This is a genomic window from Rhizobium sp. 007, from assembly GCF_015353075.1.
Lineage (GTDB): Bacteria > Pseudomonadota > Alphaproteobacteria > Rhizobiales > Rhizobiaceae > Rhizobium.
Window position 1 is genome coordinate 1,930,933 of sequence record NZ_CP064188.1, and the last position, 21,369, is coordinate 1,952,301.

Here is a 21,369-nt window from a genome sequence, read left to right on the forward strand (position 1 = left end):
GGGCGCTCGTTCGCCACCGTCTACCATGTGATCCCCAATCTGCGATCGGCGGCGCCGGCTCTCTGCGGCAGTACATCGTAGGCAGACGGAGCGACCGCCGAAAATCGTCTGAGGCCGAGTGCTCCCAGAACCGCCGTTCCGTCAGGCGTTTCATGCAACGTCACGAGGCTCCGCTGTAATGCCGTGACCATGTCCCCGGGCAATGTTTTTGCGGCAACCAATAGGGGAGCGGGAAGCGGATCGGTCGTCGCAAGAATGCGAAGACCATCGATCGCGTCGGGTTCATGCATTGACAACAATTGGAAGGCGTAAGCGTCGATGGCGCCCGCCTCGATCCTGCCATCCCTGAGAGCTGCAACGATGCCTGACGGGTTGAGCAGTGGTCCGACCGCCGCGCTCTCTTTCATCTTGCCCGTGAACTGGCCAGCGAGGTAGGAACGCGCCGCGTGATAGCCCGATTGGGAATCGCGCACGGTCCAACCCCAGCGTGCCGCAGCGAGATCCGCCACCGCGTTTACGGGCCCCGTGGAGGCGACGAGGATGTGGCTGGCATAGAGCGGCTGGTCCGAAGACCATGCCTCGCTCGAGACGGGCGCGGCAAGGGCAGTCGGTCTTGCGCCCTCCGGCATGCGCGAAAACGGATAGCCGCACATGAAGACCGCTCCCATATCCGGCCTTGTCCATAACTCCGACAAGGGTGCTGGAGCTGCATGAGCGATGATCTCGAGCGCGATTCCGGAATGCACGCTGACGAGCGCAAAAAGCGCGTCCCACAGCCCGCGCATGCGCGCACTGAGATTATACATTCTCGAACAGGCGATTGGCTTGGACATGACCATGGCAGTTTATGCGAACCGCAGACGCTGGCCGATGTTCATGTCTCTTGCCTTGTTCACCATAGCGGCGCCGAGCGCCACGTCCGTCGTGCTAAGGCCGCGGTGCCAGAACAGGATTGTCTCCTCGTCATTTTCCCGGCCGGGTTTCATGCCGCAGACGATCTGGCCGATTTCGGCATGCAGATTGTCGGCCGTCACCTTGCCCTCGTCGACGTGACGGCGAAGCGCTCCGAAAGGCTTGCCCGGGCCGCATTGTCCCCAATCGTCGACGACGACCTTGTCCATGATGTCGGTCAGATCGAATTCAAGCGCGCTCATCGTTCCATAGGGCACGACGAAAGCTCCCTTCTTCACCCATCCCGTCTTGAACAGCGGCGCCGGTTCCGGCAGGCGGCTTGCCTCGACCATGATGTCGGCACCCTTGAGGCAATTCTCCCAGTTGTCGGTGACGATGATCTTCTTGCCGAGATCCGTCTCAAGCCGCTTTGCGAAGGCATCGCGGCTTTCCGGGCGGCGCGAGTGTACGCGGATCTCATCGAAGTCGAAGAGATGATCGAGAAGGCGGACATTCCAGTAAGAGGTTCCGCGGGCACCGATATGCCCGAGTATTCTGCTGTCCTTGCGGGCGAGATATTTTGCACCAAGGGCGGTCACGGCGCCGGTGCGCATGTCGGTGATTGCCGTTGCATCGATGACGGCCTTCGGCACGCCGGTGTTCGGATCGAACAGGTTGAGGACCGCAAGCTCTGAAGGCAGATCGACCTTGTAGTTGTCGACGAAATCGCCGACGACTTTGACGCCGGCATAGTTCAGCGCTTTGACATAGCCACGAAGCACGTTGAAATGGCCTTTATCAGAGCTCTCCGGCACAAGATGAACACGCGGCTCGATGACGGTTTCGCCCCTGCCCTGTGCATCCAGCGCCTTCGACACCGCATCGAGAATCTCGTCATTCGTCAGCGCCAGCGACTTGGCATCGAGGGCGTTGAGATAGTCAATCCAGATTTCCTGCATTTCCCGCTTCTCCACATTCCTGTCCGGCTGCTGAACGGAGGAATTTTCGAAAATTCTGTGAAAGGGCCGCCGCGCCAGGCCGCGGCCGTATTGATACCCGCGCGCAGGGCGTCACAATCATTTCGGCAGCAGGCCGTTTTCCTTGAGGAAGTCTACCGCCACGTCCTCGGATTCCTCGTGATCGGTTTCGACCTTGGCATTGAGAACCCGCATTTTCTCGTTATCCAAATGGGCTCCGACCGCTTCCAGGAGTTCGGCAATCTTCGGATTGGTCTTCAGCACGTCCTGGCGGACAACAGGGGCCACGTAATAAGGCGGGAACAGACCCTTGTCATCTGCCAGCGGCACGAGCTTCTTCGAGCCGATCTGCCAGTCGGTCGCCGCGCCGTTGGCGACGTCAATGTCCTCTTGTTCCAGCGCGTCATAACGAAGACCAAGCTTGGCGAACTGCTTGAATTCCTTGAACTCCGCGTCGTAAACACGCTTCAGGCCCGGCAGGCCATCGGCGCGATCTGGAAATTCAGCACCGCCGCCGAAGACCAGGGTCTTGGAAACCTTGGCGAGATCCGACAGGCTCTTCAGATTGTTGGCCTGCGCCGTTTCCTGCCGGACCACAATGACGTAACCATTGTTAATGCCGCTCGGCTTTAGCCATGTGAGGTTGAACTGCTTGGCGTAGAAGTCCCTGACCTGCGTGTAGACCTTGTCGGCATCGGTCGACATCTCACCCTTGACGACAGAAGCCAGGGCTGTGCCGGTGTACTCCGGATAAAGATCGATCTCGCCGGCCACCAATGCCTGATGAGCAATCAGCGTGCCACCAAGGTTAATCTTGCGCTCGACGGTGAAACCGGCATTTTCCAAAACGGCGGCGTACATTTCGGCCAGGATATACTGCTCGGTGAAATTCTTGCTGCCGACCTTGATGGTCTGTGCGGATGCATGCTGGAACATGGCGGCTGCCATGATGCCGGCTGCAAGGATGCCTTTTGTCCAATTTTTCATAATCATTCCCTCTGGTTGACTTTTCAACGAACGGACTGACGGAATCTTTCAGATTGACCGTCAGCATGATCACTCGGCGCCCTGCCCTTCTTGTCGTGGCAGTGGCGAACCGGGCTTATTGCGGGCCAAGCCCGATCATTGCGGCAATCGTCGCAAAGTCCGGCGCTTGCGCGCGATCCTCTTCAAGCGCGGGGACATAGTTGCGCACAAAAGCATAGGCTTGTGCCGATCCCTTGCCCAATTCGCCTGAGACGCCTCGCAGCTCGACGGCCTGTACCGATGCGATCAGTTCGATGGCGACCAGATAGCGAAGGCGCTCGACGATCGCCTGCGCCTTTGCCAAAACGCTCGGAGCCATCGACGCCTGGTCTTCGACGCCATCGGCAACAGGAATGGGCGAGAGCGAAACCGGCATCGCCAGATGGCGGATTTCGGCTTCCATAGCCGAGACAGTCTTTTGTACGGTCGCAAAACCGGTGCGGCTCTGGCCCATTGGCGTCAGGAAGCGTGGGAGGTCGGACATGCCCGGCGACATGATCTTCATGATCCGATGCGCGGTACCTGCCGCGCAATGCGCCATGGCCTGCCCCAGCCTTTCCCAGGCGAGCACAAAAGCGGTCATGTCAAAATTGCCGTGGGAAAGGATGACACCCTCAGATGCGATGACAACAGGATTGTCGCTGGAACTGACGAGCTCGATTTCCGTCGCCTGCCTTGCCTCATCGATCGCATGCCTCAATGCGCCCCAGACCTGCGGGGTGCAGCGGTAGCTCAAGGGGTCCTGGAGACGTCTTGCTGCATCGGCAGCAAGCAAGGAGCTGCCCGAAAGAATCTCCATGAGCTCAGAGGCGACATGGCGCTGTCCAAAGGCCGGTCTCGCAGCCAAAGCGCGATCGTCGAAGGCGCTGACATTGGCCCGAAACGCTTCAAAGTTAATGGCAATCGCCTTAAGAGACCAACCGAAGAGCCGCTCGATGTCTTCGAGCGCCAAGCAGGCAAGGCCGATGGAGAGGCTGTTGGCCACGACGAGCGCATGCCCGTCTTTCGGTGCTAGTTCGAGCGGCTTCAGGCCCGCTCTTTCAAGAGCGATACCGGCCGGCAGCACTTCGCCGCCGAGCTCGACATCGCCAAAGCCCAGAAGCCCCCGGCTCATATGAGCAAGCGGAGCCAAATCCGCTGCACCGATCGAACCCAGTGACGGGACGACAGGGTGAACACCCGCATTGATGGCGGCGATCAGACCGTGGAAGACGCTCGGCGAGACGCCGGAACCGCCCGCCGCCATGCCGGCTGCCCTAACGGCCATCATCGCGCGCACGGATTCCTTTGCAAGCGGCTTTCCGACACCGACCGAGCGGGCTTGCGGCACACGCATCTGGAACGCCACCAGATCGTCCGTTGCAAGTCGCGTATCGACACCCGCTCCAAGTCCTGTTGTCAGGCCGTAGACCGGCAGATCGCTTTCCGTATAGCGATCGACGACGGCTCGTGCGGCCGCAATCCGGGCCTCGACCTCGGCGGATATCTCGATCTTTGCGTGACGACGGGCAACCGCTGCGATGTCCTCGATCGTCGGCGGTGCCGCGCTGAACATGATCGATGGAGAGTTGATGGCGGTCACTTTTTCTCTCCGAGAATGGCGACGGGTTTAGGAGGACCCTTGGTGGACCGTGCTTCCAGCCGGTATTGCGCGCCGGGATAATACAACAGCGCACAAGTCACGACGGCCTCACCCGACCAGGTTCTTCTAAAGACCCGCAGGCAAGGGTAATCGTTCTTCAGGCCAAGATATTTGCGCACCGCCGTATCCGGTTTGACGGCCTGAACGATATGTTCGAACGCCGTTATCGGAGCCACCTTCGTCAGATATTCGTGCGGCGTCATGCTGTGGAAGTCGGTCGACAAATAGTCAGGCGCGACCAATGGATTGACGTAGCGCTCCTCGACCTGAATGGGTTGGTCGTTTTCCATATGCACGATCAGCGAATGCATTACTTCGGCGCCGAGGGTCAGTTCAAGCGCGTCGGCAACGTTGGCATCCGCCTTCATCAAGCCGACCGCGACGATCGCCGCCTTATGCTTGTGACCCCGTTCAAGTATTTCGTCGGCTATGTTGCGGATTTGCAGGAGATCCACGTCGAGGTGCTTTGGCGACACGAACGTTCCGATCCCGGCCGACCGCTTGAGAACACCCTCGAACATCAACTCCCGTAGCGCCCGGTTCGCCGTCATGCGGCTGACCCCGAATGCCGCCACGAGTTCGCTTTCAGAAGATACGCGGTCTCCCGGCTGAAGCTTGCCCTCGGCGATCTCAGCCAGGATCTGCTCCTTGATCCGTATATAGTGGCGCGCCTCGCCGGCGGCCGGTTTGACCGCTTTCGTCATGACAACCTCGCGATGCCATTGTCGAGGATGGTAGCGCTCCGTGACGCAACGCGGCCCCTGAAGCGGACTTCGGCATCGTTACGCCACATCTGCAAGGTGATCGTTTCGCCGGGAAAGATCGGCGCGCTGAAACGCGCTGCGATCGAGCTTAACCCCGTAGCCATGCTTGGATCGACGGCAGCGACGATGGCGCAACCCGCATAGCCGAAACTGCATAGCCCGTGCAGGATCGGCCGGGCAAAGCCGCTCCTGCGGGCTGCCTGCGGGTCGACATGCAGCAGATTGAGATCGCCGTTCAGGCGGTAAAGCAGAGCGGCATTTTCCGGGATGTCGACATTGAATTCAAGCTCCGGCGCTCGGTCCGGGACCTTGGACAGCGGTTCAGGCGCAGATCCCACCGATCCGCATCCACCGTCGCTCCGGCACGCGTTTGTCTGGACGATCGTCGCAACTGGCTGATCACCGTCAGCGGTTGCGATCAGGCGCTCGACGCTGACGAACATCCCTTTTTCAACGCCCCGGTCGACCACCGACAAAACGCGCGAACGAGAGATTAGGGGCACATCGACGGGAACCGGCCGGTGGATCGTCAGGCGATGTTCGGAATGCACCAAACGCGTCCAGTCGACGCCCGTCTGCTGCATCCATGGGCCGGGGTGCGCCACGATATTGGCAAGGGTCGGCGCGGTCACGAGATCGCGTTCATAGACGTACTTCAGTGCCTGATCGTCAAGGGCATCGGTGCCGTAGCCAACCGACAGGGCGTAAAGGATGGCATCCCTTGCGCTAACCACTTGGGTCGCTTCCGGCACTGGAAAGTCGAGGATGGATTGAGCCGAGATCGTCACTTTGCGGCTCCCCCGGATGTAGCGGGTTTGCGAACCCCACCTGACAAGCGGATTCCGCCGTCAACGGAAAGCAGTTCGCCGGTGACAAAGTCCGCACCCTGAACAAGCCAGACAATGGCGCCTGCAACGTCTTCCGGTGTTGCGACACGGCCGAGGGGCGCGGTTTCCGAAAATCGCTTGGCAACGGCTTCATAGGTATCTGGCCCGAGTGTGTCGCGCATCCAGCGCGTATCGATGATGCCGGGACAAACCGCGTTCACACGGATATCGGGACCGCAGGTGCGCGCCAAGGCCAAGGTCAGCGCATTGAGCGCGCCTTTGGAGGCCGTATAGGCAAGCGAGCTGCCGCCCCCGGTAAAGGCAACGTTGGATGAGACATTGACGATCGCACCGCCGCCGCTGTTACGCATCGCGGGCACCGCCGCCCGACACATCTGATAAGCGCCGATGACATTGACACCGAAAACGTTTTGAAAATCTGCGGCCGACAGTGTCTCCAGATCGAAAGGATCGGACTTGACCGTCATTGCGGCATTGTTCACCAAGGCGTCGAGCCGCCCCCATCGATTGACGACGGTCGCGACCATCCGGCGGCAAGCCGCGTCATCGGCAACGTCAGCCTGGACGACCTCGACCTGAGCGCCCAGACTGCGGCAGATATCGCCGGTCTCATCGGCCTCTTTTCTGCTGCGGCTGTAGTTGACGACCACCCGGGCACCGCCCTCGGCGAATTGCTTCACGCATGCAGCCCCGACGCCGGTTGCCGAGCCCGTGACGATGATGGCTGCTCCATCGATTTTCATGGGACAAAATCCTTCATCGCACGGGTCGAAAACAGGCGCGCATCCATTTGCCTTAGTTGGTCCGACACCGCGACGCCCTTCGGCAGACGGTCGAGAACATGCGCGGCAAGATCGATACCGGGGGCAAACTCCGTCAACGTCAGGCGTCCCTCGATCACACGAAAGACAGCCCGCTCGGTGACGACGAGCTGCGACTGGTCCTCCGGCGCAAAGGCAGGGCTCGAACTGATCTGGTCGACATCGTCGACGATCTTGCAAACTCTTCCGTCCTGCACGATGTCGAGCCTGCCGTCGGCGACAGTAATTTGCGCGCCACCAGCCGAAAATGTGCCGAGATAGACAATGCGCTTGGCCGTCTGCGAGATATTGGTAAATCCGCCGACCCCGACGATAGAATTATTGAAGCGGCTGACGTTGACCGCGCCATGCCTATCTACTTCGGCCATACCGAGAAAGGCGATATCGAGACCACCGCCATCGTAAAAGTCAAATTGCGATGCCTGCGTGACGATGGCGGTCGGATTGATGGCGGCCCCAAAGGACAGTTCCTCGGCCGGCACGCCGCCGATGACACCGGATTCGATCGTCACCGTATAATCGTCGAATGCCTCTTCGCTCGCGATGCGGCCGATCCCGGCGGCAATGCCGATGCCGAGGTTGATCGTTGGAAAATTCAGCGGCGCCAGCTCCAGGAAGGCACGTCGCTGAATAATTTTATCGACCGACAGCGGCGCCGGCTTTAGGCGGCTCACCGCCATCCGGACGCGCCCTGTATAGGCGATATTGTCGGTCTCGGCGAAGCTGATGCCGTGCTGGACCGGATCTTCGCAGACGACGACATAATCGACCAGCATTGCCGGGATACGAACATCGTTCGGCTGCAGCGAGCCGCGCGCGGCAATCCGCTTGACCTGCACGATGACGATACCACCGGAATTTCGGCCTGCTTGTGCCATGGCGAGCACGTCGAGTGGGAAGGCCTCGTCCTCGAGGGTGATGTTACCGTCTTCGTCGGCCGTCGTTCCGCGCAAGAGCACGCAGTCGAGCGGTACCGACGGATAAAGCAGCCATTCCTTGCCGCGCAACGACACACGCTCGACGAGCGGACGCGGCGTCGTCGCATTCATGCGACCGCCGTCATGAAGCGGATCCATGAAAGAGCCGAGCCCGATATGGGTGACCACACCGGGCTGACCGGCGGCGATCGCCCGATAGAGCTGCGCGATGACGCCCTGCGGCCAGCAATGCGCTTCGATCTTTCCCTCGACCGCAAGCCTTCCAAGGCGCGGCGTTCCGCGCCATCCCCCGGCAATCACGCAGGCGACCAGGCCTTCATAGCCAAAGTGCCCCATGCCGCGCGTCTGACGATCGCCCGTACTGGCAGCAAACAAAAGGGTCAGGTTGCGGGGCTTTCCAGAGGCGAGGAAGCGCTTCTCGATAGCGGCCGTGATGGCCTCAGGATGGCAGCATCCTCCAAAACCCGAAGCAGCGACAGTCATCCCGTCTTCGAGAAGATCCGCAGCTTGTTGTGAAGAGATGACCCGCATGAACGATCTATGTTTCCGCCCCACCTGTATATACAGGCTAGCCGCTGATCGTTTCGAAGGCAACCGGAATCTTTGCAAGTATTTTGGGCATATTGCCTCGATCAGGCAATTTTCAGCAGCCCAATCAGACACAGGCCAAGAGCCGCCAGCGCCAACAGCGACAGCGCCGCCACCGCCAGTACCCGGCTGCCGGTCTGGGCGCTGGACCGAATATCGACGGAGAGACCCAAAGCGGCCATGGCGGTGACGGTGAAGGCGGTGGAGGCAGCCGACATGCCGGAAAGCAGCGGGGCCGGGATGGCATCCAGGGAGCGAAGCACCGCCATGGCTGCAAAACCGATGATGAACCATGGGAGAATATGGCGAATGTTGACTGCGGAGCCGCCAAGGCGGCGGCCATGAACTGCGCCAAGCAGAAGGATGACGGGTCCGAGCATCATCACGCGGATCAGTTTGACGAGCGTGCCCACCTGGGTACTGACGGCTCCGGCAGAGGCCGTGGCCGCCAATACCTGCGGGACCGCATAGGCCGTCAGTCCTGCGAAAACGCCATATTGTACGGCGGTGAGACCAAAGAGCATGTGAATAACTGGCAGCGTCAGAACTGCAGCGACGCCAAGCAGCGCGGTAAAGGCTATCGAGGCCGCGATGTCGTCCGGTGTGGCGCCGATCACGGGCGCTGCGGCGGCAATCGCAGAGTTGCCGCAGATCGAGTTGCCGCAAGCAACCAACGTCGCCAGGCTGGCCGAGAGCCCCAAGAGGCGCCCTATGAGAAAGCTGCCTGCCAAAGACAGAGCAACCAGAATGGCAATTGCGCCGACAAGCGGCAGTCCAGCCTGCCGGACTGCAGCCACGCTGAGCGACGCGCCCAGCAACACCACCGCAATCTCGAGAAGCGTCTTGGCGGCGAATTGGATGCCGGGAATGAAACTCTGCGGCAGGCAGACCGAAGAGCGAACGGCAATGCCGACCAGAATGGCAAACACGAGGCTCTCAATCCAATGCAAACCGAAAATCATCATCTGCAGTTGCTCAACGAGATGCGCAGCGAGCGCGACCGCGGCACAAAGGACGAGTCCCGGCAGGGCTGAAGGAAGCGATAGGGAGCGTGAGGCTGACATGAGCATCGGTAGGACCTTGCGGAATGGCTATACTGTCACACACTCGATCATCGACTTCTATTGAATAGTTCAGTAGGGTTCGTTCGGTAAAATCGAACGGATTGAATCATGACTTTCGAGCAACTTTCCATTTTCGTCGCTGTTGCGGAACGGGAGCATCTGACCAAGGCCGCCTTCGTGATCGGCCTCACACCATCGGCCGTCAGCTCGGCAATCCGCAATCTCGAGGCCTCCTATGGCGTCGAACTTTTCCATCGCGTCGGACGCCGCATAGAGCTCACATATGAAGGTCGGGTGTTTCTCGGAGAGGCAAAAGCGACGCTCGCCCGCGCAAGGGCTGCAGCCCTCGTCTTGTCCGATCTCGGCGGGTTGCAAAAGGGTGAACTCGTGGTTTTTGCCAGCCAGACGATTGCGAGCTATTGGCTACCGGCGATGCTGATGCGTTTCAAGATCCGCTACCCGGGCATCGACCTTAAACTGATAATTGGCAATACGACCACGGTGGCAAGGGCGGTTGTCGATGGATTGGCCGAAGTCGGTTTTGTCGAAGGCGGCGTCGAGGAGCCGGCGCTGTCTTTTCAGTCTCTGGCCGAGGACGAACTCCTTGTTGTCGTCGGTCCGCGCCATCCTTGGGCAACTGGCAAACCGGTTGCACCGGCGGACCTGGTTTCGGGCACAAAATGGGTCATGCGAGAAAAGGGGTCCGGAACCCGATCGGCTTTCGAGATCGCGATTTCCAATGCCGGAATAAGCTTTGCAGACCTGGCTGTTGCGCTTGAGCTGCCGTCGAATGAGGCGGTAATATCGGCAGCAAGAGAGGGCATCTGTGCGACTGTCGTGTCGGGAGCGGTAGCCGCGCCCCTCTTGGCGCAAGGTCTGCTGGTAAAGGCGCGCTTCCCTCTGCCGTCCCGCCAATTTGCAATCCTGCGGCATAAACAACGGCACTCTAGTCGTGCCTCGTTAGCGCTGGAAACGATTTGCCGCGAGGATAAAGCTGGCGAAGTCCAAAGTTGGGAGGACTGGACGCTCTAGCGCATTGAACATCGATGAGATGACGCCGAAAGCGCTATTGCGGTCCATTTCAGCAGTATCTGCCGAGGATCCTCTCATCCACATAATTAAGTCCGAACGGGACCGTGAAAGTGTTTGATGGTCCGATAGAGCACGAACGCGGGCCTGCAGTGCTCTAAAGCGGATGCAGTTACGCGACCATATCAAGAGCCACGACATCATTTCTCAGCGGTCGGGAAAGTTGAAACTTCTCATGCAGCGCCAGCACCTGATTGCGATAGGCGCGAGCGAGCGAGGACAATGCCGCCAAAATCGCCTCGTCTAGGCATGGGCAATAGGACGTCGCGAGACTGCTAAGTACCTCCCCACTCGCTCGATTGTCGAAATTCGCCATCACTGTCGTCTCAGGAGTTCGATCATGCAGCCAATCGTCGGCCTGCATCACGTGGTGACGCAGTTCGTCCAAGAGCGTCTGCGCGTAAAACAGTTCGCCACGCTTCGCCCGCCGATATGTCTCATGAGCCGCCGCCAAGCCCTTGCTAATTGAAAGGTCCACGTCGCTCTCTCCGACCAAGAACGGCAGCTCTTCCGATCGCTTCACGAGATCGGTAACGATGCCTTTGGGGTCGTGCAAAATCCTGATCGGCAGCCGATACCAGGGCGAAGGTGTCAGCTTGGCGGCATCATAATAAAAGATGTCGATCTTCCCGAATGGCTGAAAATGCGACACGCAATGCTGCGTGTTGGGAAGCCATTCGTTGAAGAGAAAACCCGGCCACTGCGTTGGAATTTCCCTGCGCCTCTCCACATAGTGCAAATGGTGCTCGGGTTGCACGACTATGCGCAAGTCGATATCGGAATAGGCGTCGGCGCTTCCAGCAGCGACCGACCCTCCGAGGAAAATACCCACGACGTCCTGCTCTCTCTTGAACCAGCCAACCGCCGTTGCAAGAAGGCTTTCGAGATCGTCTCGTTTGATCGGTGTCCTCATGTAGAGAGACTAACTGACTTCGAAACAACCGCAAAGGATCGAGCGCCATCGTGCCGCTTCTCTGCGGCGAATGCGGCTGAATCTAGTGGCGCCGGCCCGCGCCGCCTATTGCATCGACTGCCGCCCGCTCCATCTCGATCGTTCCATGGCGAAGCACAGAAGTTAAACAGCATGTCAGCGCCGCCTATCGCACTCCATTGGTATGGGGCCAGCCATAATCGCAGATCCTGACTTTCTTCACGGTTGAGAAAATTTCACTACGGCGATAGGATTTCCGGGGAGAGGAAAACGCGAAAGGACGGTGCATGAAGGCCAAGCCCGATGACAAATTGAGCCAAGCGGAGCAGCCGCACGGGAATCGGATCGCTCTTTCCCAGGATCCGCATGCTGTCCGCGAACCGAAGGAAAACAACCTCGAAATGGCGATCGGCCACGAGGTTCGCGCCTATCGCAAGAGGCTCGGCATCACGGTCACCGATCTTGCCGCCGCAACCGGTATTTCGCTCGGCATGCTCTCGAAGATCGAAAACGGCAATATCTCGGCATCGCTCACTACGCTGCAATCGCTTTCCCGCGCCCTCGGCGTGCCCCTCACCGCCTTCTTCCGGCGTTACGAGGAGCCGCATAATGCCGTCTTCGTCAAAGCCGGCCAAGGCATCGAGCTCGAGCGGCGCGGCACGCGGGCGGGACATCAATATAATCTGCTCGGACATATCGACAACAATTCCAGCGGCGTCATCGTCGAACCCTATCTCATCACGCTGACGGCCGATTCCGACGTCTTCCCGACCTTTCAGCATGAGGGCATGGAATTTCTCTACATGCTGGAAGGCGAAGTCGTCTATCGCCACGGCGACCAGCTTTTTCCGATGCAGCCGGGCGACAGCCTGTTCTTTGACGCCGATGCGCCGCACGGGCCGGAAGTGCTGGTCAAACTGCCGAGCCGCTACCTCTCAATCATCTGTTATCCCCAGCGGGGCAAGACGGGATAGATTGCTCCAAAAGAACAAACTATTCTTACAAGTTGACCACAAAGACCCGCTGGTCCTTTTCCGAACGCGAACGAAATCCGGTCTTCCGGGCAAGCCCTAGCAGCTACGAGTCAAGCCGGTCGCCGCGGTTGTCGAAGCCGGCATCAACCCTATTGGCGCACCGGACAAGGGCGAGGCCCGAGCTCGGCGGTGAGCTCACCGTCGAGGAATTCCCTCAACCGTCGCAAGCACCATCATCCCGGTTCCGGGCGGCGTCCGATTGCCAACATCGTCATCTCCGCCCAACGCACCGCCGGGCAGACGGCCGCTGAAGATTTGAAGGAATCCGTGCTCAGGCAGGCTTGCCACGACGCAAAAGACGAATATAGTCAGGAAACAAATATTCCGTAGAAGAAAAAAGAGGGAACGGGAATGGCTTTATCTTGGCGTTTCTCCGCCTTGGCGGATCGGCATCGCGCTCTCGGATCGAAGCTTGAGGACTGGAGCGGAATGGGAACCGCCTGGACCTATGAGAAGGACATGTCGGAAGAGCACGTCGCCGTCCGCACCAAGGCGGGCATCATGGATGTTTCCGGCTTGAGGAAGGTGCATCTGGTCGGCCCCCATGCCATCGCTGTGCTTGACTACGTCACCACCCGCGACATGACGAAGATCTATCCCGGTCGCTCGGTCTATGCCACGATGCTAAATGATCGCGGTCATTTCACCGACGATTGCATCGTCTACCGCACGGGCCCGAATTCCTGGATGCTGGTGCATGGCTCCGGGTCCGGTCACGAGGAGGTCGTCAAGCAGGCGGCTGGCCGCAATTGTGCGGTGCTCTTCGACGACGATCTACATGATCTCTCGCTCCAGGGACCTTTGGCGGTCGACTACCTCGCCAAATATGTGCCCGGCATCCGCGACCTCAAATATTTCCATCACCTGCAAGCGACGCTCTTCGGCGCTCCGGTAATGATCTCGCGCACCGGCTATACCGGTGAGCGCGGCTACGAGATCTTCGTGCGCGGCCAGGATGCTGTCATGGTCTGGGACCGGGTCGTCGAAGAGGGCAAGGATATGGGCATTATTCCCTGCTGCTTCAGCGTGCTCGACATGCTGCGGGTCGAAAGCTATCTGCTCTTCTATCCCTATGACAATTCGCAGATGTATCCCTTTGCCGATCAGCCCCCCGGCGACAGCCTCTGGGAACTTGGCCTCGATTTCACCGTCAGTCCCGGCAAGACCGGCTTCCGCGGTGCCGAGGAGCACGCGCGCCTCAAAGGCAAGGAACGTTTCAAGATCTTCGGCATGCTGATTGATGCCGATGGCCCGGCCGATCTCGGCGATGAGGTGTGGGCCGACGGCAAAAAGGTCGGCGTCATCACCTGCCCGAGCTATTCGTCGCTGACGAAGAAATCCATGGCGATCGCTCGCCTCGATGTCGACAAGGCTGTTCATGACACGAAGCTCGAAGTGCGCGGCAAGAGCGTGAAGGCCATGGCCAGCGCGCATACGCTTCCCTTTGACGATCCTGAAAAGAAGAAGCGGACCGCCTTAGGTTAGGGAGCGCGCCATGCTCGTTGCAGGCATCAAGAGCCGTCCGGTCTACAAAGGTCTGACCATCGAGCCGCATGCCAAGCGGCATATCTTCGCGCTCGAAGGTGAGGGTGCGACCGCGCTCATCGACCAGAAACCGGCCTTCGACGAAACGATCCTGTCACGGAGCGAAATCCTCTATGTCGCGTGCGGGTCGAAGGGCAAAGGCCATGACACGGCGCTACTCGGCCTTGGCACAGATGTCTTTTGGACGGCGCCGACGATTGCGACGCTCCTGTTCCGGCTGAAGGGATTGCTGGCAACCGCCCACATGGGCATTCGCCTCTATATCGCTGGAACGGAAGGTTTCATCGGGCAGGCAATGACGGTGGGGCTCGAACATGGCATGGATTACGCCTCGATCATCACCGAACATCGCGGCTCGCTGGCGCGGCGTGTCCAGTGCGTGCATTGCAAAGGGATCACTGACGACGTGACTGCGAGCCCCTTCACCTGCAGCCATTGCGGACTGACACTTCTCGTGCGTGATCATTATTCGCGACGGCTCGGTGCCTTTCAGGGCGTCAACATCGATGCGGAAGACCGGGGCAGCGCGCCCGATCCAGAGGAGTTGTTCCTTTGAGTGGTGGCACTGAAGTCCCCGTCCGCGTGACGAAGGTGACGCCGGTTGCCGAGCGCATCAAGCGCTTCCGCTTCGAGCGGCTGGACGGTAAGCCGATGCCATATTTCTCAGGCGGTGCGCATATCATTGTCTCGATGCATGATGACGGCCATGTGCGCCGCAACGCCTATTCGCTGATGTCGCCACCGCATGATTGCGCGGCCTATGAGATCAGTGTGCTGCATGTCGAGGATTCGCGCGGCGGCTCCACCTTCATGCATGAAAGGGTCAAGGAAGGCGACGAGCTGAAGGTCAGCTATCCGGTCAACCTTTTCCAGCCGGATTGGCGGGCCCGCAAGCATCTGCTGATCGCCGGCGGTATCGGCATCACCCCCTTCATCGCCATGATGGAGCAATTCACCCGCGAAGGCGCCAATTTCGAGCTGCATTATGCCGTGCGCACGCGCGATCGCGGTGCCTATTGGAAGGAATTGGCCGAGCGCTACGGCTCGCAACGGATCAAGATCTATTGCGACGCCGAAGGCATAACGATGCCGCTCGGCCGTCTGCTCGACAGCCAGCCGCTCGGCACGCATCTTTATGTCTGCGGCCCATCGGGAATGATCGACGGCGTTTTAAGGGCCGGGATCGAGGCCGGCTGGCCGGAGCAGAACCTGCATTCGGAGCGCTTCCTTTCCTCGTTGCCGGGCAAGCCTTTCACCGTCGAGCTCGTGCGCTCCGGCAAGACCGTGAGGGTTGGCCATCACGAAAGCATGTTGGAGGCCATCGAAGCGGCGGGCGTCGATGCGTCTTTCCTATGTCGAGGTGGTGCCTGTGGTCAGTGCGAGACGGGGGTCGTCACCTGCGATGGCAAGCTGCTGCATCACGACGTCTATCTGAACGATGAGGAAAAAGCGGCCGGCCGCAAGGTGATGATCTGCGTCTCCCGCTTCGAGGGGAAAACGCTGCATCTCGACCTCTAGCGGCCCTGAAAGCGGAACAAGGAGAACGACATGGCAATCGCCTTCAAGCAGGAAAGTTTCCGCGACGATTTCAGCTACCGGAACAGCCCGGAGAACATCAGCCGTTTCCCGTTCCCCTTCGATCGCGACGAGTACATGTATTCCGTCAACATGGAGCCGCACGTGCTCGGCAGACCGGGTACCGTCTTCGAAAACCTGATCGACGTCGATGAGCACTATGTCGCCGAGATGCATGACCGGACGTTGGTGCTGAAGGAGGATCCGCTCCGCTATCAGGCCCTCCCCCATATGATGAGTGCGCAGTGGGATACGCTCGAGCTTCTGATGGAAGAGCAGGCAGCTGGCTATCCCGAGCACTTCTCCCTCACGAGGAATGGCGACCAGTGGCGCTGGATCAACCGGCCGCTCGGCATCGACGACACCTTCACCTTCGGCGATGCCTCGACGCTGCCATACGAGCCCTTCGAATATATCACGCGGCAGGCGCAGGGTGATTTCTGCATCGTAGACCAGCGCGACGGCAATCTTTGGATGGATGCAGGGATGGTGACGACCCAGGCCGACTGGTCGCTCGATTTCGACATCGGCATGAATTTCATGGAGTGGCACGGACCCGTGCCACTCGCCCACCAGATCGGCGTCTTCGAGCGCGCATTAAAATTCCTCCTGAACCTGCAGCAGGGCAAGCCGACGCGCCGCTTCAACTGGACGATGACGATCAATCCACGGCTTGATACCAGCCCAGAAAACTACCACAAATGGGGGCCGGATCGCACGACCGTGACACCAGAGAATGTTGGCGAGAAGGTACATCTGCGCGTCGAGCTGCAGAGCCTGTGGCGCCTGCCGCGTTCGAACGCCATCCTCTTTGTCATCCGCTGCTACCTCATGAGCATGGGCGAGCTGGTCACCGTGCCGAAATGGGCGCGACGCATGCCACGCGTGCTGAGAACCCTGCCGCCGGAACTCATCGATTACAAGGGGCTCACCCGCTACCGCGACGACACGATCAACTGGCTTGCGAAATATGATGACGGGGCGCCCACCAGCCCCGGCATCTTCCCGGATTGACGCGCAACGATGCGCCGAAGCAATGCAATATACCAAGAGGGGAATGCTTCATGACAAAAGTTGCCGTTATCGGCGCCGGTCCCTCCGGGCTGGCACAGTTGCGCGCCTTCCAATCGGCTGCCCAGAACGGGGCTGAAATCCCGGAGATCGTCTGCTATGAAAAGCAGGCAGATTGGGGCGGGCTTTGGAATTACACCTGGCGCACGGGGCTTGACGAATATGGCGAGCCGGTCCACGGAAGCATGTATCGCTACCTCTGGTCGAACGGACCGAAGGAGTGCCTGGAATTCGCCGATTATTCCTTTGAGGAGCATTTCGGCAAACCAATCGCCTCCTATCCTCCACGCGCGGTGCTTTGGGATTACATCAAGGGCCGTGTCGAAAAGGCGAATGTCCGCCATTGGGTGCGCTTCAGCACGCCCGTGCGCATGGTGCGCTTCGACGAGGAGACGAAGAAATTCACGGTGACGGCCCACAACCGCATCGAGGACCGCATGTATGACGAGGAATTCGATTATGTCGTGGTTGCGACCGGTCATTTCTCGACGCCGAACGTTCCCTATTTTGAGGGTGTCAGGACCTTTAACGGCCGTGTTTTACATGCGCACGACTTTCGTGACGCGCTGGAATTCAAGGGCAAGGACATCCTTATCGTCGGCCGTAGCTATTCGGCCGAGGATATTGGTTCGCAATGCTGGAAATACGGCGCCAGGTCGGTAACGACGAGCTACCGGTCGAAGCCTATGGGCTTCAATTGGCCGGAGAATTTCGAGGAGCGGCCGCTCTTGACCCGGCTCGAAAACAAGACTGCGCATTTTCTCGACGGCTCCATGAAGGAAGTCGATGCGCTGATCCTCTGCACCGGCTACCAGCACCACTTTCCGTTTCTGCCGGACGAATTACGACTGAAGACTGCCAACCGGCTCTGGGCAGACGGCCTCTACAAGGGCGTTGTTTTCGACAAGAACCCACAGCTCTTCTACATCGGCATGCAGGACCAATTTTACACCTTCAACATGTTCGACGTACAAGCCTGGTGGGCGCGCGACGTCATGATGGGCCGCATCAAGCTGCCGCCGGAAGCAGAACTGAAGGCGAATTTCGACATGTGGCGTGCCCGCGAGGAGACGCTCGAAGATGCCGAGCAGATGATCTGGTATCAGGGAGACTACGTGAAGGAGTTGCTCGCCGAGACCGACTACCCGAGCTTCGACATCGAAGGCACGAATAGAACCTTCATGGAATGGGAACACCATAAGGCGGAAAGTATCATGGGCTTTCGTGATCACGCCTATCGATCACTGATGACCGGAAATATGTCGCCGAGGCACCATACGCCCTGGGTTGAAGCTCTCGACGATTCGATGGAAGAGTATCTGCGCAACTGACGCATTCCAAGTCCTCCCTTAACCGCGAAAAGGTCGTTCATCGCGACCCTTTCGTGGGTTTTTGAAATGAGACGAAGCAATTTCACCTGCACTCACTTCGAACCTGGCCGTGATGGATTTTCAAACGAGCATTCTTAGCCGCATGAGCGGATTTCTCTACCGCTGCCGTGCCGACGAAAACTACACTATGCTGGAGATGACGAACGGCATCGAGCGCATCTTCGGCCATCCCGCTGACGAGATCATCGGCAACCGGACGCGGACCTTCACCTCCATCATGTGTGAAGAGGATGTGCCGATCATGGACCAGGTCGTCGGCCTGGCGCTCGAACGGCGTACCGACTGGACGATGGAGTACCGGATCCGCCATCGGGACGGGAATTTCATCTGGGTGACGGAAACCGGCGGCGGTGTTTGGGACGAAAAAGGCGAATTGCTCTACCTCGAAGGCAGCATCATAAACATTGAGTCCCTTTACCAGCGTATCGACGAGCAAACGGCAGATATGCGCGTCACGGCATCGAAAACCAATGAGATCCTGCAATCACTGCGCTACTTGAAACTGCTTGCCGTCAATGCCGGCATCGAGGCGGCACGTGCCGGTATGGCAGGGTCAGGCTTTGCCGTGCTTGCAGCCGAAATGCGCGCGCTTGCCAACGCCTCTGAGGAGGCCGCCCGCGCGATCTCAAACGCCCAGCTCAAGTCGGGCTGAAGCTTAAGAGCGCGGCCGCGTCTTCTGAGGATCATAATGCGAGAGCGGTACTATGACCGCCGGCAAGCGTTTCTGGTGGCCGTCCAGCTTGCCGATTTCCACCGCCGTTCCAACAGACGCATGCGTGACGTCGATACGGGCGAGAGCGATGGTCTTGCCGAGGATAGGTGAGCGGGTAGCGCTGGTGATCACACCCACCTGAGCGCGGCCGATGTGGACGCAATCTCCATGGCCAACCGCCTCATTGGCCTGCACGTCGAGCCCAACCAGCAGATGACGCGGATGCTCCTTGCGCCGAATCAGCGCTTCGCGGCCGATGAAATCATCCGCCTTGGATTTCAGCGGCACGGTGAAACCAATGCCGGCCTCGAATGGATCGGTTTGGTCGGTGAACTCGTGATGGGCGAATATCAGCCCCGCCTCGATGCGCACCATGTCCAACGCTTCGAGACCCATAGGCTTCAAGCCATGCGGCTCACCTGCCTTCCAAACCGCGTCAAACACTTTAAGCGCGTCCTTCGGATGACAGAAGATCTCGTAACCGAGCTCGCCCGTATAGCCGGTGCGCGAGACGACGACAGGCGCGCCTTCGAAGTCCCCGATGCGCCCAACCGTGAACCGGAACCACTCGAGTTCGCCGATCGCCGGCTGGCGCGGCGCCGTCCAGAGGATTTCCTTCAGGATGTTGCGGCTCTTCGGTCCCTGCACAGCGATATTGTGCATGTGGTCGGTTGAGGCGCGGACCCAGGCCTTAAAGCCTTTCTTTTCCGCTTGCTCGCGCAGCCAGATGCCGCTTGCATCATCACCACCGATCCAGCGGAAGTTTTTGTCGCCAAGACGGAAAAGCGTACCGTCATCGATCATGCCACCGTTTTCGTAGCACATGGCCGAATAGACGACCTGTCCGGTCGACAGCTTACGCACGTCGCGCGTCAGGCAATATTGCAGCAGTTCCTCGGCATCGGGACCGGTCACTTCGAATTTTCGCAGCGGCGAGAGGTCGATGACGACTGCCCTCTCCCGGCAGGCCCAATATTCTTCGACGGGGCCTTCGGAGGAAAAGCGGTTCGGCAGCCAGTAGCCGCGATATTCCGCGTAATCCCTCGTGAGTGCCGAAAGGCGTGGGTGGAAGGCGGTTTCGCGCGTCAGTTCAGCGTCGGAGTCAGGTGTCATGCGATAGGCTACCGCTCGTGAGAATTTTTCTTTTCCGGAAAAGGTTCGGACATGGATATCCGTCGGATCCCAGCCGTTCGCGGCATCGATATCGTCTGGACATGAGGAGGAGACACAGACGAGATCGGTCAGCGCCCGCATCATCACATAATCGCCCGGGCGCGACCAAGGCTCGTCGAGGTAGAGCTGGTTATTGTGATCGATGTTCGTATTGTAGAAATAGTTGAGCGCTTCCCAGCCCTTGCGAGGCGCAATCCCGTAGGGCGCCAACGCGGCGTTGAAATTGTCTGTGCAATTGACGTGGCCGGGATAGCCCATATCGTCATAATAGCGAGAGTTGCAGGCGGTTGCGAAGGCGTCGTGACGACCGACCGTGTCCTGGACGATCTCCACGAGAGGTTCGAAATCGCGATCGAACGCCTTTGACGGCAGGCCGGGCATCGGGTAGCTGCGGCCGAGCAGCGTGCGGGTGACCGTCGAATCCAGGGCCAGATCGAGGCCTTTATCCACCTTGCGGGCGGCGAAAGCCTGAAAATCCGTGCATTGCCGCCCATAGACGTCGATGATCTGAATGAATTCGCCAGCGCGGACGAAATAGGCTGAGGCTGTTGCCGCCTTGATGCGGATATCCTCGATCGGATCGGCCATCGGCTCGGGCAAGGCCGAGGAATAATCGTGAATGTGCTGGCTCCGCCTGATCCTAATCTCGATCGGCGTCGCCGTATCCTGCGCCTGCGGCAACATTACGCCTGCGGGAGCAGCGATAATCAAGAGACCTTTCAGGGCGATGGTGAATTCCGCGGAGCTTCCCGGCGTCGCTGCCGCTCCGAAGAGACGTAGCGCACCGGCCGCCGCAAGATCAGCGCCGCGACGGGCAAGCGCAGCGCGGGTACGGATAGCACTGTCTTCCCCCGTCGACAGGATGGCCTTCAGTCCCTCGACGGCATTGGTGAACGTCGCGCCGAGACCTGCCGACAAGAAGCGCCCAGCCTCATCGACGAAGGAAAGCTCACAAGGCTGACCGCCTTCCATGTCGGTGACGGTCACGTGGTCAGCGACCTCGACGCGCACGACCAACGAGCCGCCGCCCTTGACGCGGTAGCGCTCCGTGCCCTGCGGCAGCGCTTGAATGCCCCGATAGCGGACGATGCTCGGGGACGCCGGCCGCACCCCGGTCATCGCCGGATGGAGATCTCGCATTTGACCCTCATGGGGTTGGAAGCGCGCTTTCGCCCGCCAAAGAACGTTACAAAATGCCGTCGGAAAGTAAACCCATATTGACTAAAAAGAAAATATCTTCACTATGCATCAAGGGTCAAAGCTCAGAATCCGTGCGGGAACGCGGATCG

19 protein-coding genes are annotated in these 21,369 nt (G+C 59.4%); 8 read left to right on the forward strand and 11 right to left on the reverse strand.

The window, feature by feature from the left end; translation table 11 throughout:
- Positions 1 to 20: 20 nt before the first annotated feature.
- The 9 genes from ISN39_RS30190 to ISN39_RS30230 all read right to left on the reverse strand — a co-directional run bounded on the left by ISN39_RS30190 (position 21) and on the right by ISN39_RS30230 (position 9,565).
- Entirely contained in the window at positions 21 to 839 is an 819-nt protein-coding gene (locus ISN39_RS30190; RefSeq protein ID WP_194731594.1) for a PhnD/SsuA/transferrin family substrate-binding protein, read from the reverse strand.
- Between the two features lie 6 nt (positions 840 to 845).
- Positions 846 to 1,850 carry an ornithine cyclodeaminase family protein gene (locus ISN39_RS30195; RefSeq protein ID WP_194731595.1) on the reverse strand — a complete coding sequence of 335 codons (1,005 nt, stop codon included), beginning with the start codon at positions 1,848 to 1,850 and terminating at the stop codon, positions 846 to 848.
- Positions 1,851 to 1,967: 117 nt separating this feature from the next.
- Positions 1,968 to 2,855 (reverse strand): glycine betaine ABC transporter substrate-binding protein, encoded by an 888-nt coding sequence (locus ISN39_RS30200; RefSeq protein WP_194731596.1) that lies wholly within the window; start codon positions 2,853 to 2,855, stop codon positions 1,968 to 1,970.
- 115 nt (positions 2,856 to 2,970) lie between these two features.
- A complete protein-coding gene (hutH, locus tag ISN39_RS30205; RefSeq protein WP_194731597.1) occupies positions 2,971 to 4,476 on the reverse strand; it encodes a histidine ammonia-lyase in 1,506 nt (501 codons plus the stop codon).
- Positions 4,473 to 5,240, reverse strand: a complete 768-nt coding sequence (hutC, locus tag ISN39_RS30210; RefSeq protein ID WP_194731598.1) for a histidine utilization repressor — start codon at positions 5,238 to 5,240, stop codon at positions 4,473 to 4,475. Before hutC ends, hutH begins: the two co-directional genes overlap by 4 nt.
- The gene (locus ISN39_RS30215) at positions 5,237 to 6,088 is read right to left on the reverse strand and encodes a MaoC family dehydratase (RefSeq protein ID WP_194731599.1); all 852 of its coding nucleotides are present in this window, start codon (positions 6,086 to 6,088) and stop codon (positions 5,237 to 5,239) included. Before ISN39_RS30215 ends, hutC begins: the two co-directional genes overlap by 4 nt.
- The gene (locus tag ISN39_RS30220) at positions 6,085 to 6,891 is read right to left on the reverse strand and encodes an SDR family oxidoreductase (RefSeq protein WP_194731600.1); all 807 of its coding nucleotides are present in this window, start codon (positions 6,889 to 6,891) and stop codon (positions 6,085 to 6,087) included. Before ISN39_RS30220 ends, ISN39_RS30215 begins: the two co-directional genes overlap by 4 nt.
- Positions 6,888 to 8,438, reverse strand: a complete 1,551-nt coding sequence (locus ISN39_RS30225) for a CoA-transferase (protein ID WP_194731601.1) — start codon at positions 8,436 to 8,438, stop codon at positions 6,888 to 6,890. The genes ISN39_RS30220 and ISN39_RS30225 overlap by 4 nt, the downstream gene beginning before the upstream one ends.
- Before the next feature lie 101 nt (positions 8,439 to 8,539).
- Positions 8,540 to 9,565: a putative sulfate exporter family transporter gene (locus tag ISN39_RS30230; protein ID WP_194731602.1), complete on the reverse strand. Its 1,026-nt coding sequence runs from the start codon at positions 9,563 to 9,565 to the stop codon at positions 8,540 to 8,542.
- A gap of 102 nt (positions 9,566 to 9,667) precedes the next feature.
- On the opposite strand from ISN39_RS30230, the gene ISN39_RS30235 reads away from it, so the two are divergent.
- The gene (locus ISN39_RS30235) at positions 9,668 to 10,591 is read left to right on the forward strand and encodes a LysR family transcriptional regulator (protein ID WP_194731603.1); all 924 of its coding nucleotides are present in this window, start codon (positions 9,668 to 9,670) and stop codon (positions 10,589 to 10,591) included.
- A gap of 169 nt (positions 10,592 to 10,760) precedes the next feature.
- On the opposite strand, the gene ISN39_RS30240 is transcribed toward ISN39_RS30235, so the two are convergent.
- A complete protein-coding gene (locus tag ISN39_RS30240) occupies positions 10,761 to 11,561 on the reverse strand; it encodes a nucleotidyltransferase domain-containing protein (protein WP_194731604.1) in 801 nt (266 codons plus the stop codon).
- 305 nt (positions 11,562 to 11,866) lie between these two features.
- Here ISN39_RS30240 and ISN39_RS30245 point away from each other — a divergent pair, with 305 nt between their 5' ends.
- From ISN39_RS30245 to ISN39_RS30275, 7 genes are all read left to right on the forward strand, one after another.
- Positions 11,867 to 12,553, forward strand: coding sequence for a helix-turn-helix domain-containing protein (locus ISN39_RS30245; protein ID WP_194731605.1), 687 nt, complete (start codon positions 11,867 to 11,869; stop codon positions 12,551 to 12,553).
- 411 nt (positions 12,554 to 12,964) lie between these two features.
- Positions 12,965 to 14,098, forward strand: a complete 1,134-nt coding sequence (locus ISN39_RS30250; RefSeq protein WP_194731606.1) for an aminomethyltransferase family protein — start codon at positions 12,965 to 12,967, stop codon at positions 14,096 to 14,098.
- Positions 14,099 to 14,108: 10 nt separating this feature from the next.
- Positions 14,109 to 14,714, forward strand: a complete 606-nt coding sequence (locus tag ISN39_RS30255) for a dimethylamine monooxygenase subunit DmmA family protein (RefSeq protein WP_194731607.1) — start codon at positions 14,109 to 14,111, stop codon at positions 14,712 to 14,714.
- Entirely contained in the window at positions 14,711 to 15,676 is a 966-nt protein-coding gene (locus tag ISN39_RS30260) for a PDR/VanB family oxidoreductase (RefSeq protein WP_194731608.1), read from the forward strand. Before ISN39_RS30255 ends, ISN39_RS30260 begins: the two co-directional genes overlap by 4 nt.
- A gap of 30 nt (positions 15,677 to 15,706) precedes the next feature.
- Positions 15,707 to 16,747 carry a DUF3445 domain-containing protein gene (locus ISN39_RS30265; RefSeq protein ID WP_194731609.1) on the forward strand — a complete coding sequence of 347 codons (1,041 nt, stop codon included), beginning with the start codon at positions 15,707 to 15,709 and terminating at the stop codon, positions 16,745 to 16,747.
- 50 nt (positions 16,748 to 16,797) lie between these two features.
- Entirely contained in the window at positions 16,798 to 18,135 is a 1,338-nt protein-coding gene (locus ISN39_RS30270; protein ID WP_194731610.1) for an NAD(P)/FAD-dependent oxidoreductase, read from the forward strand.
- Between the two features lie 112 nt (positions 18,136 to 18,247).
- On the forward strand, positions 18,248 to 18,847 hold the full coding sequence (locus tag ISN39_RS30275) for a PAS domain-containing protein (RefSeq protein ID WP_194731981.1): 600 nt from the start codon (positions 18,248 to 18,250) through the stop codon (positions 18,845 to 18,847).
- A gap of 3 nt (positions 18,848 to 18,850) precedes the next feature.
- Here ISN39_RS30275 and ISN39_RS30280 read toward each other — a convergent pair whose 3' ends face one another.
- Positions 18,851 to 21,220: a DUF1989 domain-containing protein gene (locus ISN39_RS30280; RefSeq protein WP_194731611.1), complete on the reverse strand. Its 2,370-nt coding sequence runs from the start codon at positions 21,218 to 21,220 to the stop codon at positions 18,851 to 18,853.
- Positions 21,221 to 21,369: the final 149 nt, after the last annotated feature.